11 protein-coding genes are annotated in these 14619 nt (G+C 60.3%); 9 read left to right on the forward strand and 2 right to left on the reverse strand.

Translation table 11 applies throughout. The features are described from left to right. Position 1 precedes the first annotated feature (1 nt). Complete coding sequence (murU, locus tag HU752_RS29660) at positions 2-676, reverse strand: N-acetylmuramate alpha-1-phosphate uridylyltransferase MurU (RefSeq protein WP_186685345.1); 675 nt, start codon at positions 674-676, stop codon at positions 2-4. Further along, a complete protein-coding gene (locus HU752_RS29665) occupies positions 673-1698 on the reverse strand; it encodes an aminoglycoside phosphotransferase family protein (RefSeq protein ID WP_186685347.1) in 1026 nt (341 codons plus the stop codon). Before HU752_RS29665 ends, murU begins: the two co-directional genes overlap by 4 nt. A gap of 1123 nt (positions 1699-2821) precedes the next feature. On the opposite strand from HU752_RS29665, the gene ltrA reads away from it, so the two are divergent. From ltrA to HU752_RS29710, 9 genes are all read left to right on the forward strand, one after another. Next, positions 2822-4516, forward strand: a complete 1695-nt coding sequence (ltrA, locus tag HU752_RS29670; RefSeq protein WP_186685349.1) for a group II intron reverse transcriptase/maturase — start codon at positions 2822-2824, stop codon at positions 4514-4516. 154 nt (positions 4517-4670) lie between these two features. Beyond that, positions 4671-7511, forward strand: coding sequence for an LPS-assembly protein LptD (locus tag HU752_RS29675; RefSeq protein WP_186685351.1), 2841 nt, complete (start codon positions 4671-4673; stop codon positions 7509-7511). Further along, a complete protein-coding gene (locus HU752_RS29680; RefSeq protein WP_186685353.1) occupies positions 7486-8808 on the forward strand; it encodes a peptidylprolyl isomerase in 1323 nt (440 codons plus the stop codon). Before HU752_RS29675 ends, HU752_RS29680 begins: the two co-directional genes overlap by 26 nt. Next, complete coding sequence (gene pdxA / locus HU752_RS29685) at positions 8805-9794, forward strand: 4-hydroxythreonine-4-phosphate dehydrogenase PdxA (RefSeq protein ID WP_186685355.1); 990 nt, start codon at positions 8805-8807, stop codon at positions 9792-9794. The genes HU752_RS29680 and pdxA overlap by 4 nt, the downstream gene beginning before the upstream one ends. Beyond that, positions 9791-10609, forward strand: coding sequence for a 16S rRNA (adenine(1518)-N(6)/adenine(1519)-N(6))-dimethyltransferase RsmA (rsmA, locus tag HU752_RS29690; RefSeq protein ID WP_186685357.1), 819 nt, complete (start codon positions 9791-9793; stop codon positions 10607-10609). Before pdxA ends, rsmA begins: the two co-directional genes overlap by 4 nt. Before the next feature lie 121 nt (positions 10610-10730). Then, positions 10731-11111, forward strand: a complete 381-nt coding sequence (gene apaG, locus HU752_RS29695; protein WP_186685359.1) for a Co2+/Mg2+ efflux facilitator ApaG/CorD — start codon at positions 10731-10733, stop codon at positions 11109-11111. Further along, positions 11111-11986, forward strand: coding sequence for a symmetrical bis(5'-nucleosyl)-tetraphosphatase (locus tag HU752_RS29700; protein ID WP_186685361.1), 876 nt, complete (start codon positions 11111-11113; stop codon positions 11984-11986). Before apaG ends, HU752_RS29700 begins: the two co-directional genes overlap by 1 nt. 36 nt (positions 11987-12022) lie before the next feature. Next, on the forward strand, positions 12023-12352 hold the full coding sequence (gene glpE, locus HU752_RS29705; protein WP_186685368.1) for a thiosulfate sulfurtransferase GlpE: 330 nt from the start codon (positions 12023-12025) through the stop codon (positions 12350-12352). Between the two features lie 301 nt (positions 12353-12653). Next, the gene (locus HU752_RS29710) at positions 12654-14576 is read left to right on the forward strand and encodes a PrkA family serine protein kinase (protein WP_054057023.1); all 1923 of its coding nucleotides are present in this window, start codon (positions 12654-12656) and stop codon (positions 14574-14576) included. Positions 14577-14619 lie beyond the last annotated feature (43 nt).

The following is a 14619-nucleotide window of genomic DNA, read 5'->3' on the forward strand; positions in this document are numbered from 1 at the left end:
ATCAGTGTCTCTCTTCCAGCAGTTGCTCGACCTGCGCCAGGCGCTCCACGGTGCCGACATCCACCCAATGCCCTTCCAGGCGTTCGCCAGTCACCAACCCCCGGGCCATCGCCTGGCGCAGCAGGGGCGCCAACTTGAAGGCACCGGCGTGACAGCCGGCGAACAACTGCGGATGCAGTACCGAGATACCGCTGAAGGTCAGTTTGGGTGCATCCGGCTGGTCATCGAACAATCGGCCTTCGCGCAGCACGAAGTCTCCGCCTGCGGGGTGATGGGGCGGATTGTCGACCATCACCAGATGGGCCAGGCCATCCAGTGGACGCCGCAGCGCGGAAAAGTCGTAATCGGTCCAGATATCGCCATTGACCACCAGGAAAGGCTCGTCACCCAGCAACGGCAGGGCACGGAAAATCCCACCGCCAGTCTCCAGCGGCTCACCTTCCGGCGAGTAGACGATGCTCAGGCCAAGACGTGAACCATCGCCGAGGTAATCCTCGATCTGCTGCCCGAGCCAGGCATGATTGATGACGATCTCCCTGAAACCGGCGGCTGCCAACGCGCGCAGGTGGTAATCGATCAACGGGACACCCTTGGCACGGATCAGCGGCTTGGGCGTATGCAGGGTCAACGGACGCATGCGCTCGCCCTTTCCCGCCGCCAGGATCATCGCCTTCATAGCGCGGCCTCGGCAGGCTGGCGCAGGCTTGCGAGCAATTCACCCAGCTCGGCCAGCTCCGGCCGGCGCGCCAGCACCGCGTCTATATAGCTGAAGAACCGCGGCACATCCGCCAGGTAGCGCGGCTTGCCATCGCGATGACAGATACGGGCAAAGATGCCGATCACCTTCAGGTGACGCTGCACGCCCATCAGGTCGCTGGCCCGGTGGAACTCCTCGAAATCCGCCTGGACCGGGATACCTTGCTGGCGAGCACGCTCCCAGTAGCCCAGCAGCCAATCGGCGATCCGGGCCTCGGGCCAGCTGAGGAAGGCGTCCTTGAACAGACAGGTGATGTCATAGGTCACCGGACCGTAGACCGCATCCTGGAAATCCAGCACGCCCGGGTTCGGTTCGCTCAGCATCAGGTTGCGCGGCATGTAGTCGCGGTGCACCAGCACCTTGGGCTGCGCCAGCGCGCTGTCGATCAACTGCGTGCTGATGCGTTGCCACAACTCCAGTTGCCGCGGGCTGAAACGGGTGCCCAGCTCGTGTCCCACGTACCACTCCGGGAACAATTCCAACTCACGACGCAGCAGGGCGACGTCATAGCTGGGCAGCTCGGCATCCATAGGCAACTGCTGGAAGGCCAGCAACGCAGCGATGGCATCGGCGAACAGCGCATCGGCGTTTTCGCCGTCGATCACGTCCAGGTAGGTCCGGTTGCCCAGGTCGTTGAGCAAAAGAAAGCCGTTTTCCAGATCCTGAGCATAAATTTCCGGTACGTTGATACCGGATTTCGCCAGCAAATGGGCAATTTCCACGAAGGGTTTGCAGTTTTCCCGGGGTGGTGGAGCATCCATCACGATGAAGCTGCGGCCCTCGCCCTGCCAGCGGAAATACCGGCGGAAACTCGCGTCGCTGCTGGCCGCGGTCAAGGTGGCGGCCGGTACGGCGCCCCAGCTCCTGGCCAGGAACAGGGATGCCAGTTGCTCATCCAGCCAAACTTTCAGGTGTTGCAAGCGTAGATCTTGGTCAGGCATTACAAGGGTCTCCGACGGCGCTAGCCGTCAAGCGGGTCATGCTTTATTATCCAGCATCTTGTGCGACACGTGCGACGTGTCTCCCTTACTTCGAGGTGTAGAGCCATCTTGAAGGACTTCGCAAGAAGTCGATTGCTCGGGAGCCTAATCCCTTGAACCAAAGCCACTTTAGAAGTCTATTGCCTTCAAGGACTTACCGCAGCGGCGGAATGGCAACCCCTAGGTCGGAAAGCGCTTTGCAACACGACCAAAGACCGGCATACCGGCTCTTAAGCGCATGCTGATCCTCAGTCCTTCATGGACTCAACCCACGCGGGAGATAATCCCCGCTGGGGTTATCTCCTGTAATAGCAACAGGAGGTAACAAATCAAAGAGCAGGCTGTATACGCCAGTCCCTGACTCATCTTCAACCGGAGACACGAGCGAAAGTTCTGTCTGTCATTGTCCAACCGCTCTGAATGAACGGTAGCGGACTCGTTGTGCGACCAACGATAGCCTAGGAAGACATGCGTCACTGGTAACGGTGGGGTGTGAAGCTCTTCCAACAATGTAGCCCCTTAGGGCATGTTCTTGCCGCGAGGCAAAACATGGATGCTCGGAGCAGCACCGGGTTGAGGCGCTAGGCTGGCTGGCATGGGCAACATAGGTGAACTGCTGATAAACGCCGTAAGGATAGACGTGCCTAAGCTGCTGTCAGGCATTAACCAAAAGGTATGAGGCTAGTTATTCCTGTGGGATGTAGGAATACGTCGCTACAACGCCTCCGGTGAAAAGGCAGGCCCTAAACCAGTCGTGTGACAGGCAGGGAACGTGGTAAGCCCGTATAGCTGCCCTAGGGCAGGTGAACCGCAAGGGGATCTGTTGGCTGTGCGGGTATGGGATCGTAGAAAAAGCGAACGCCGGGCTGTAATGGTTCGGATAGGGGTTGAAACATCACCCCACGGGAAACCGGGCAAACTTCTGCGTGGTCTTTCGTCGCATGAACACTGAGTGAGTCTGTCTCAACGAAACTGAAGATTCAGAAAATCTGAATCTCTTCAACAACCTTACCCTGACGGGGACGTCCCTCCCCTCAGGGAGTAGGAACGTCTTTCGACCAGGGGTACCTGAGAGGAAGGCAGCATGTTGGAACATAGCCAAACGGCAATGTCTGCGCCTTCTGGCGCTCCGCACGAGTGGCACGACATCGACTGGTGGCGTACTCAACGGAACGTTCGGACGATGCAGATACGGATTGCGAAGGCTTGTCGGGAAGGCAACTGGCGCAAGGTGAAAGCCCTGCAACGGATGCTGACCCGCTCATACTCAGCCAGATACCTGGCTGTTAGGAGAGTCACTGAGAATCAGGGCAAGCGCACGGCGGGAGTCGACCGCGTGCTCTGGGATACACCCGAAGCTAAATGGAATGCGGCTATAGGGTTGAAACGCCATGGATACAAGCCCCAGCCGTTACGGAGGGTCTTTATTCCTAAGTCGAACGGAAAGGAACGCCCACTGGGCATTCCAACCATGAGGGACAGGGCGATGCAGGCTTTACACCTACTGGCCTTGGCCCCCATTGCAGAGACCACCGGCGATCCTAATAGCTACGGCTTTAGGATCGAACGTTCCACGGCGGACGCAATGGGACAGTTGTTCGTCTGTCTGTCCAAGCGGCTATCAGCTCGCTGGGTACTAGAAGCGGACATACAAGGCTGTTTCGACCACATCAACCATGAGTGGCTGATCACCAATGTACCTACGGACAAGGTGATCCTGCGCAAATGGCTGAAAGCCGGAGTGGTCCATAAAGGTCAGCTTCAGGCAACTGATGCTGGCACACCACAAGGCGGGATTATCTCGCCGACCTTGGCAAACATGGCGCTGGATGGACTGGAGACACAGCTCAAGCAACACCTGGGCGTGACGAGAGCCAAGAAGCTGAAGGTCAATGTAGTGCGATATGCAGATGACTTCGTCATCACCGGTGACTCGAAAGAGATACTGGAGGAAGTCAGATCTTGGGTAGAGCAGTTCCTGGCAGTCCGAGGGCTACAGCTATCACCCGAGAAAACGCGTATTACCCACATAGATGATGGCTTCGACTTCCTGGGATGGAATTTCCGGCAATACAGCGGAAAGCTGCTGATCACACCAAGCAAGAAGAACGCAAAGGCGTTCTACAGCAAGGTGAAGGAGGTCATCAGCGCCAACAAAGCGGCGACACAGGAGGATCTGATCCGCCAGTTGAACCCGATACTGCGAGGCTGGGCGTTTTACCATCAGCCCGTGGTAGCCAAGAAGGCGTACAGCCGCATGGACTACCAGATATTCCAGGCGCTATGGCGATGGGCAAAACGGCGCCACCCAAACAAAGGTCTGGAGTGGATCCGGAGGAAATACTTCCAGCCTACCGAGGACCGAAACTGGGTGTTCCGTACCACATTGCTCAACGAGGCAGGAGGCAAAGAGGAGATCAGGCTATACACCCTTGAGGCTACGCCGATCGAGAGGCACAGGAAAATCAGCGGGGACTACAACCCGTTCGACCCTGCGATGGAGGAGATGGGCGAGAAGCTGCGAATGTCCCGAATGCTCGGGAAGATGAAATATCGCAAGCAGGTAGCACGTCTGTTCCAATCGCAAAAAGGGCTGTGTTCTCTGTGCAAGAACCCCATAACTAGGGAGACGGGGTGGCATGATCACCACATCATCTATCGCTCACAAGGCGGTGGTGACTCTCTAAACAACCGGGTACTATTGCATCCCATTTGCCACCTGCAGCTTCACGCACGTGGTTTAACAGTGAACAAACCGACTCCCACTTCGGGGGTTTAGTAAAGACTTGAGCCGTATGCGCTGAAAGGCGCACGTACGGTTTTTAGGGGGGGACAGACCAGAAATGGTCTGTTCCTACCCAACTTTCAGACCATCGATAGGCGTGCGGCCCTTACCGCGGGCAGATGGCACGCAGGAAGCCCGGACTAATAAGATGGCATTGAAATCCCCCGCGTTTCGTAGAAAGTTTCCGTTGCTGGTCACCGGCAGTTTGCTGGCCCTGCAACCTCTGGCCACTTCGTTCGTCGTTGCTGCTGAACAGTATGACTGTTCGGCCTCGGCTTCGGGCGCCTGGAATTGTGCGCCGAAAGCGACCACAGCCCAGTTGCCACCACGCCCCGTGCACGACGCCGGCTCGGTTGGTGGCCCCTCCCAGGCCACGGCGGACAGCGGCTCCGGCAGCGACAGCGCCGCGGCGCCCAAGCTGGTCACCGAAGCCAAGGGCCGTGGTCTGAAATCCCGCAGCGCCGATTACAGCCACCTCGACTGGGTTCCCCGCGAGAAGCTGACGCCTGCCCAATTGGCCGAGACCGGTCCTTACTGCTCTGGTGCCTATATCGAACCGATTCGTCCTGGCATGAATGACAAGACGAATAAAAGTGATGAACCGACCTTCATCGGTGCCAAGGCTTCGCGCTACGAGCAGGATCAGCAGCTCGCCAGCCTGGCCGGTGACGTGGTCATGCGCCAGGGCAGCATGCAGGTCGAGGCCGACGAGGCGAACCTGTACCAGGCGGAGAACCGTGGCGAACTGAACGGCAATGTCCGCGTTCGCGACAACGGCGCACTGCTGGTCGGCGACCACGCCGATGTCCAGCTGGACACTGGCGAAGCCAAGGTCGACAACGCCGAGTACGTCCTGCACAAGTCGCGCATTCGCGGTAGCGCGCTCTACGCCAAGCGCGCCGAGAACGCGATCATCCGCCTCAAGGACGGTACGTACACCACCTGCGAACCGAACAGCAACGCCTGGCAGCTCAAGGGTAACAACATCACCCTGAACCCGGCGACCGGCTTCGGTACCGCGACCAACGTGACACTGCGGGTCAAGGACATTCCGGTCCTGTACACGCCGTACATCTACTTCCCGATCGACAACCGGCGCCAGTCCGGTTTCCTGCCGCCAAGCTTCAGTTCGGGTGGCGACAACGGCTTCACGCTGGTCACGCCGTACTACTTCAACCTGGCACCGAACTACGACGCCACGTTGTACCCACGCTACATGACCAAGCGTGGCCTGCTGATGGAAGGCGAATTCCGCTACCTGACCAAGTCCAGCGAAGGCCAGTTCGGCGGCGCCTACCTGAACGACGACAGCAATGATCGTTCGAAGCAGACCGACTCCGAGAAAACCCGCTACATGCTCAACTGGCAGCACAAGGGTGGCCTGGACTCGCGCGTCCTGACCGAGGTCGACTACACCAAGATCAGCGACCCGTACTACTTCCAGGACCTGACCAGCGACCAGATCGGCGTCAAGGACAGCAGCAGCTACGTCAACCAACAAGCGGCCGTCAGCTATCGTGGCGACAGCTACACGGCAAAACTGAACGTACAGGCGTACGAGTTGGCCAGCGTGTCGAACATCACGCCTTACAACAAGTTGCCGCAGATCACCTTCAACGGCACGCTGCCCTACCACCCCGAAGGTCTCGACTTCACCTACGAGACCGAAGCGGTGCGTTTCGAGCGCAGTCTGCAAACCGGTAACTACTTCGACAAGGATGGTGGACCGTTCGATGCCAACGGGAACGCTGTTGGTACTCCGCGCCTGGACACCAACGTCACCGGCCTGGCACGTGCCAACGGTGATCGCCTGAACCTCAAGCCAGGCGTCAGCCTGCCGCTAGACTGGACCTACGGTTTCCTGAAACCGTCGCTCAAGTACCAGTACACCAAGTATGACTTGGACCTGGGCAGCACGGGCAAAGCCGATATTGTGAATGCACAGTTTGCTGCAGCCGCCAACGGCACGAACTACGTGGGTGGAACCTACAACAGCTCGCAAAGCCGTGGCGTACCGATCGCCAGCATCGACAGCGGCCTGTACTTCGACCGCAACACCAGCATGTTCGGCACCAACTATCGCCAGACCTTGGAACCGCGCCTGTTCTATCTCTATGTTCCAGAGAAGAATCAGGAGGACATTCCAGTCTTTGATACAGGCGAATACAGCTTCAACTACGCCTCGCTGTTCCGCGAGAACCGTTTCTCCGGTTCGGACCGTGTCGGCGACGAAAACAAGCTGTCCCTCGGCTTGACCAGTCGCTGGATCGAAGACAACGGCTTCGAACGCCAGCGCATCAGCGTCGGCCAGGCCATGTACTTCAAGGACCGTACCGTCCAGTTGCCTGGTGTCGACTATCGCACCCGTGCCGACGCCAAGGCCAACGTCTCGCCATATGCACTGGAATACGCCTACCGGTTCAACCATGACTGGCGCGCGACAGCCGACTACAACTGGGACCCGGACAGCCACAGCCCACGTTCGGGTAGTGCGATGTTCCACTACCAGCCTGAAGACAACCCGAACAAGGTCGTCAACGCCGGCTATCGCTATCGCAACGATCAGGTCATCTACAACCAGAATACCGGTCAATGGCAGTTCGGCGGCGACTATGGCACTCCGGGCACCCCTGGCTACGTGAAGGACTACTACAAGATCCAGCAGCACGACTTCTCGGTCATCTGGCCGATCGTGCCGCAGTGGAACGTCATCAGCCGCTGGCAGTACGACTACAACCGCAACCGCACGCTGGAAGCCTTTGGTGGTTTCGAGTACGACAACTGCTGCTGGAAACTGCGCCTGATCAACCGTTACTGGGTCAAGTATGACGAATTCAGTCAAGACGCCCCGCAAAACGAGAAAGGCGACCGCGGCATCTTCCTCCAAATTGTCCTGAAAGGTCTGGGCGGCGTTCTCGGCCAGAAAGTAGAAACCTTCCTCGACAAAGGCATCCAAGGTTATCGTGAACGTGAAGATCAAGCTTTCTGATTGTCTGCGCCCGCTGATGCTGGGCGCACTGGCCCTGAGTGCCGCGGTTCACGCCGCGGTACAACCCCTGGACAACGTCGTGGCGATCGTCGACAACGACGTGATCATGCAGAGCCAACTGGACCAGCGCGTCCACGAAGTCCAGCAAAGCATCGCCAAGCGTGGCGGCGGCGTGCCACCGACCAGCGTCCTGGACCAACAGGTCCTCGACCGCCTGATCGTCGAGAACCTGCAACTGCAGATCGGCGAACGTTCCGGCATCCGTATTTCCGATGAGGAACTGAACCAGGCCATCGGCAGCATCGCCCAGCGCAACAATATGTCGATCGACCAGTTCAAGGCCGCCCTGGCCCACGACGGCCTTTCCTACGAGGACGCCCGCGACCAGGTACGTCGCGAAATGATCATCAGCCGCGTACGTCAGCGCCGGGTCGCCGAACGCGTGCAGGTCTCCGAGCAGGAAGTGAAGAACTTCCTCGCCTCTGACCTGGGCAAGATGCAGCTCTCCGAAGAACTGCACCTGGCCAACATCCTGATCGCCACCCCGGACAGCGCCAGCTCGCAGGCCATTCAGGCTGCCGCGGCCCAGGCCCAGGACATCTACCGGCAACTGAAGCAAGGCGCCGACTTCGCCCAACTGGCGATTGCCAAGTCCGGCAGCGACAACGCCCTCGAAGGCGGCGACATGGGCTGGCGCAAGCCGGCACAACTGCCACCGCCGTTCGACCAGATGCTGAGCAGCACGCCAGTAGGCGGCATCACCGAACCGGCTCGCGCCCCCGGTGGTTTCATCATCCTGAAGGTGCTGGACAAGCGTGGTGGCGAGACCCAGATGCGTGACGAAGTGCATGTTCGTCATATCCTGATCAAGCCGAACGCCATTCGCAGCGAAGCCGAAACCCAGGCGCTGGCCCAGAAACTCTACGAGCGCATCCAGAATGGCGAAGACTTCGCCACCCTGGCCAAGAGCTTCTCGGAAGACCCGGGGTCAGCCCTCAACGGCGGCGACCTGAACTGGATCGACCCGAAGGTGCTGGTTCCAGAATTCCAGGAAGTGATGGCGAAAACTCCGCAAGGCGTGCTGTCCAAGCCGTTCAAGACCCAATATGGCTGGCACGTGCTGGAAGTCCTTGGCCGTCGTGCCACCGACAGCACCAACCAGGCTCGCGAACAGCAGGCCATGACCGTACTGCGTAACCGCAAGTACGACGAGGAACTGCAGACCTGGCTGCGCCAGATCCGCGACGAAGCCTACGTTGAAATCAAGCTCCCTGGCGCAGACCAGGCAGCCAAGTGAACCCCAAGCGTTTTGCGCTGACCCCCGGCGAGCCGGCAGGCATAGGTCCAGACCTGTGCCTGCTGCTGGCCTCGCAGCCCCAGCCCCACCCCCTGATTGCCATTACCAGTCGTGATCTGCTCTCCGAGCGAGCCACGCGACTGGCAGTGGCCGTCAACCTGTTGCCGGTGGGACCGGGCAATTGGCCCGAACAGCCGGCCCCCGCCGGCAGCCTCTATGTCTGGGACACACCCCTGGCGGCATCTGTCGTCCCCGGACAGCTGGACCAGGCCAACGCGGCCTTCGTCCTGGAGACCCTGACTCGCGCCGGCGAAGGCTGCCTCGACGGTACTTTCGCCGGCATGATCACCGCCCCTGTCCACAAGGGTGTGATCAACGACTCCGGCATCGCATTTTCCGGACATACGGAATTCCTCGCCGACCTGACCCATACCCGCCAGGTCGTGATGATGCTGGCCACCCGCGGACTGCGAGTGGCACTGGTCACCACGCACCTGCCGCTGCGCCAGGTGGCCGACGCGATCACCCCGGAGCGCCTGGAGCGCGTCACACGCATTCTGCATACCGATCTCAAGGAAAAATTCGGAATAGCCCAGCCGCGAATCCTGGTGTGCGGGCTCAATCCCCACGCCGGTGAAGGTGGTCATCTGGGCCACGAAGAGATCGACGTCATCGAACCGACCCTGGAGCGTCTGCGCAGCGAGGGCATGGACTTGCGCGGTCCGCTGCCCGCCGACACTCTGTTTACCCCCAAATATCTGGAGCACTGCGACGCGGTGCTGGCGATGTACCACGACCAGGGCCTGCCCGTGCTGAAATACAAAGGCTTCGGTGCGGCAGTCAATGTGACCCTTGGCCTGCCGATCATTCGCACGTCAGTCGACCACGGCACCGCCCTGGATCTGGCCGGCAGCGGCAAGATCGATACCGGCAGCCTGCAAGTCGCCCTGGAAACCGCCTACCAGATGGCCGAGACCCGTTTATGAGCGAGCAATACCAACACCGGGCGCGCAAGCGCTTCGGCCAGAACTTCCTGCACGATGCCGGCGTGATCGATCGCATCCTGCGGGCCATCCGTGCCAAGGCCGAAGACCGCATGCTGGAAATCGGCCCGGGCCAGGGCGCCCTGACCGAAGGCCTGCTGGGCAGCGGTGCCCAGCTGGACGTGGTGGAACTGGACAAGGACCTGGTCCCGATCCTCAACCAGCAGTTCGCCGGCAAGCCAAACTTCCGACTGCATCAGGGCGACGCACTGAAGTTCGACTTCACCACCCTGAACGCCGCGCCGAACAGCCTGCGGGTGGTCGGCAACCTGCCTTACAACATTTCCACCCCGCTGATTTTCCACCTGCTGGAAAATGCCAACCTGATCCGCGACATGCACTTCATGCTGCAAAAGGAAGTCGTCGAGCGCCTGGCTGCCGGCCCTGGTGGCGGTGACTGGGGGCGCCTGTCGATCATGGTTCAGTATCACTGCCGCGTGGAACACCTGTTCAACGTCGGCCCCGGCGCCTTCAACCCACCGCCCAAGGTCGATTCGGCGATCGTCCGCCTGGTGCCCCACGAAGTGCTGCCGCACCCGGCCAAGGACCACCGCCTGCTCGAACGCATCGTTCGCGAAGCCTTCAACCAGCGCCGCAAGACCCTGCGCAACACGCTCAAGGCCCTGCTCAGCAGCGCCGAGATCGAAGCCGCCGGCGTCGATGGCAGCTTGCGTCCGGAGCAGCTGGACCTGGCCGCCTTCGTCCGCCTGGCCGACAAGCTCAGCGAACAGGCGGACAAACAACCAGTCGTCGACTGACAGCCGATCCCACCGTGCCCGGGTACGACGCCAGGTAGCATATCTGGCCTACTACCCGGCACTTGACCTAGACTGAGAGCCATCAGTCGCGTCTTTCGCTTTTGTTTCCAAGGCCTCTCGCATGTCCGATCCCCGCTATCAGGTCGACGTCAGCGTCGTCACCCGGTTCCTTGCTGAACAATCCCAGCCCGAACAGAACCGCTTCGCCTTCGCCTACACCATTACCGTGCAGAACAACGGCCAGTTGCCTGCCCGATTGCTTTCCCGCCATTGGGTGATCACCGACGGTGATGGCCATGTGGAGGAAGTCCGCGGCGCCGGCGTGGTCGGCCAGCAACCCCTGATCGAGGCCGGAGCCAGCCACACCTACAGCAGCGGCACGGTCATGACCACCAAGGTCGGCAACATGCATGGCAGCTACCAGATGCTGGCCGAGGATGGCCAGCACTTCGACGCCATTATCGCGCCGTTCCGCCTGGCCGTCCCCGGAGCCCTGCACTGATGGCGGTATACGCCGTCGGCGACCTGCAAGGCTGCCTGGAACCACTCAAGTGCCTGCTCGAGCGGGTTCGCTTCGACCCCGCCAGCGACCGCCTGTGGCTCGTCGGCGACCTGGTCAATCGCGGCCCGCAGTCCCTGGAAACCCTGCGCTACCTCTACCGCCTGCGCGATTCGCTGGTCTGCGTGCTCGGCAACCATGACCTGCACCTGCTGGCCGCCGCGCAGAACGCCGAGCGCCTGAAGAAAAGCGACACCCTGCGCGAGATCCTCGCCGCCCCCGACGCGCCGGAACTGCTCGGCTGGCTGCGCCAGCAGAAGCTGCTGCATCACGACGCGGAGCGTAACGTGGCGCTGGTCCATGCCGGTATTCCGCCGCAGTGGTCGCTGAAGAAGGCCCTCAAGCTCGCCGCGGAAGTCGAGGCGGCACTGCGCGACGACCAGCAGTACCCGGCATTCCTGGCCGGCATGTACGGCAACGAACCGAACAAGTGGGATGGCGACCTGGAGGGTGTTGCACGCCTTCGGGTGATCACCAACTATTTCACCCGCATGCGCTTCTGCACCGCCGAAGGCAAGCTCGACCTCAAGGGCAAGGAAGGCGCCGATACCGCTCCAGCCGGCTACGCGCCCTGGTTCAGCTTCAAGGAGCGCCGTACCCATGGCCTGAAGATCATCTTCGGCCACTGGGCCGCCCTCGAAGGCGAGTGCGACGAGCCGGACATCTTCGCCCTCGACACCGGTTGTGTCTGGGGCGGCGCCATGACCCTGATGAACATCGACACCGGCGAGCGCCTGGGCTGCAAATGCGACAGCCAGGGTGGCGTCGCACCACCGCCGACCCTGGCCGAGCGATTCCGCGCCTGGCTCTATCGCTGACCCAAACGACCTACACGCCCCAGACCGGAGCCCATCATGAGCGAATTCAAACGCATCCCCCCCGAACAAGCCCAGGCCCTGCGCGAGCAGGGCGCCGTAGTCGTCGACATCCGTGATCCCCAGGCGTTTGCCCTGAACCACATCACCGGGTCGAAGCACCTGGACAACCACTCGCTGCACGATTTCATCACCCAGGCCGACCTGGATAAGCCACTGGTGGTGTGCTGCTACCACGGCAACTCCAGCCAGAGTGCGGCAGCCTATCTGGCCGGCCAGGGCTTCTCCGAGGTCTATAGCCTGGACGGTGGCTTCGAACTCTGGCGTACGACCTATCCTGCGGAAATCGCTCAGGATATTTCCGAATAATTTTTTTCTTCCGCTCCAGCCCGCATGAACCGCGGGCTAGAGCATTTCCTGACGAACGGTAAAGCGCAACTAATTGCGCATCCCGCCTTGACCTCCCCGATTCCGAACTATCCTTAAGCCCGAGGCCATCCAAATCAGGGGAGAGCCGGTACACCGGCGTACGGGTCATCGGTAGTAATTTTCAGGGCCATCGCTGCCTTGAAGGTGTTCTGGGGGGTAAACGGCAACGGTTCCAGCGTTGCATGCCAGCACTTGACTGACTGATCCGACACCGGCTCCAAGTATCGAGCGAGGTGACGTCATGAGCATATTCAGCCATTTCCAACAACGCTTCGAATCCACACGGCAGGAAGAACTCACGCTGCAGGAGTATCTTGAGCTGTGCAAGAAGGATCGCAGCGCCTACGCCTCGGCAGCCGAAAGGATGCTACTGGCAATCGGCGAGCCAGAACTGCTGGATACGTCCACCAACTCACGGCTGTCGCGTATTTTCTCCAACAAGGTGATCCGTCGTTATCCGGCCTTTGAAGACTTCCATGGCATGGAGGAATGCATCGACCAGATCGTTTCGTATTTCCGCCATGCCGCCCAGGGCCTGGAAGAGAAGAAACAGATCCTCTATCTGCTCGGCCCGGTGGGGGGCGGCAAGTCCTCCCTGGCGGAAAAACTGAAACAGCTGATCGAGAAGGTCCCCTTCTACGCCATCAAGGGCTCGCCGGTCTTCGAATCGCCGCTGGGCCTGTTCAACGCCACCGAGGACGGTGCGATCCTCGAGGAGGACTTCGGCATCCCCCGGCGCTACCTGAACACCATCATGTCGCCCTGGGCGACCAAGCGCCTGGCCGAGTTCGGCGGCGACATCAGCCAGTTCCGCGTGGTCAAGCTCTACCCTTCGATCCTCAACCAGATCGCCGTGGCCAAGACCGAGCCCGGTGACGAGAACAACCAGGACATCTCGGCGCTGGTCGGCAAGGTCGATATCCGCAAGCTGGAGGAGTTCCCGCAGAACGACGCCGACGCCTACAGCTACTCGGGTGCCCTGTGCCGGGCCAACCAGGGCCTGATGGAATTCGTCGAGATGTTCAAGGCACCGATCAAGGTGCTGCACCCACTGCTGACCGCCACCCAGGAAGGCAACTACAACAGCACCGAGGGCCTGGGCGCGATTCCGTTCACCGGCGTGCTGCTGGCCCACTCCAACGAATCGGAATGGCACACCTTCCGCAACAACAAGAACAACGAGGCCTTCATCGACCGGATCTACATCGTCAAGGTTCCGTACTGCCTGCGGGTCAGCGACGAGGTGAAGATCTACGACAAGCTGCTGCACAACAGCTCGCTGTCCAAGGCCCACTGCGCGCCCGACACCCTGCGCATGCTCGCCCAGTTCACCGTGCTCTCGCGTCTGAAAGAGCCGGAAAACTCGAACATCTATTCGAAAATGCGCGTCTATGACGGGGAAAACCTCAAGGACACCGATCCCAAGGCCAAGTCGATCCAGGAATACCGCGACGCGGCGGGCGTCGACGAAGGCATGAACGGCCTGTCGACCCGCTTCGCGTTCAAGATCCTGTCGAAGGTCTTCAACTTCGACCCCCACGAGATCGCCGCCAACCCGGTACACCTGCTGTACGTGCTGGAACAGCAGATCGAGCAGGAACAGTTCCAGGCCGAGACCCGCGAACGCTACCTGCGTTACCTCAAGGAGTACCTGGCACCGCGCTACATCGAATTCATCGGCAAGGAAATCCAGACCGCGTACCTGGAGTCCTACAGCGAGTACGGCCAGAACATCTTCGATCGCTACGTGCTGTACGCCGACTTCTGGATCCAGGACCAGGAATACCGCGACCCGGAAACCGGCGAAATCCTCAACCGCGTTGCCCTCAACGAGGAACTGGAAAAAATCGAGAAACCGGCCGGCATCAGCAATCCGAAGGATTTCCGCAACGAGATCGTCAACTTCGTGCTGCGCGCCCGCGCCAACAACAACGGCAAGAATCCGACCTGGCTCAGCTACGAGAAGCTGCGGGTGGTGATCGAGAAGAAAATGTTCTCCAACACCGAGGATCTGTTGCCGGTCATCAGCTTCAACGCCAAGGCCAGCAAGGAGGATCAACAGAAGCACAACGACTTCGTCACCCGCATGGTCGAACGCGGCTACACCGACAAACAGGTACGCCTGCTCTCCGAGTGGTACCTGCGGGTTCGCAAGTCGCAGTAACGGCAGCTGCAAGCGCCAGGCTGCAAGGTCGTCGACACGTCAT

It is taken from the genome of Pseudomonas vanderleydeniana (assembly GCF_014268755.2).
GTDB lineage: Bacteria > Pseudomonadota > Gammaproteobacteria > Pseudomonadales > Pseudomonadaceae > Aquipseudomonas > Aquipseudomonas vanderleydeniana.

Excerpts from the sequence above, each read along its gene's own strand:
- murU (WP_186685345.1), bottom strand. The coding sequence starts at position 676 with ATGAAGGCGATGATCCTGGCGGCGGGAAAGGGCGAGCGCATGCGTCCG.
- HU752_RS29665 (WP_186685347.1), bottom strand. The coding sequence starts at position 1,698 with ATGCCTGACCAAGATCTACGCTTGCAACACCTGAAAGTTTGGCTGGAT.
- ltrA (WP_186685349.1), top strand. The coding sequence starts at position 2,822 with ATGTTGGAACATAGCCAAACGGCAATGTCTGCGCCTTCTGGCGCTCCG.
- HU752_RS29675 (WP_186685351.1), top strand. The coding sequence starts at position 4,671 with ATGGCATTGAAATCCCCCGCGTTTCGTAGAAAGTTTCCGTTGCTGGTC.
- rsmA (WP_186685357.1), top strand. The coding sequence starts at position 9,791 with ATGAGCGAGCAATACCAACACCGGGCGCGCAAGCGCTTCGGCCAGAAC.
- apaG (WP_186685359.1), top strand. The coding sequence starts at position 10,731 with ATGTCCGATCCCCGCTATCAGGTCGACGTCAGCGTCGTCACCCGGTTC.
- HU752_RS29700 (WP_186685361.1), top strand. The coding sequence starts at position 11,111 with ATGGCGGTATACGCCGTCGGCGACCTGCAAGGCTGCCTGGAACCACTC.
- glpE (WP_186685368.1), top strand. The coding sequence starts at position 12,023 with ATGAGCGAATTCAAACGCATCCCCCCCGAACAAGCCCAGGCCCTGCGC.
- HU752_RS29710 (WP_054057023.1), top strand. The coding sequence starts at position 12,654 with ATGAGCATATTCAGCCATTTCCAACAACGCTTCGAATCCACACGGCAG.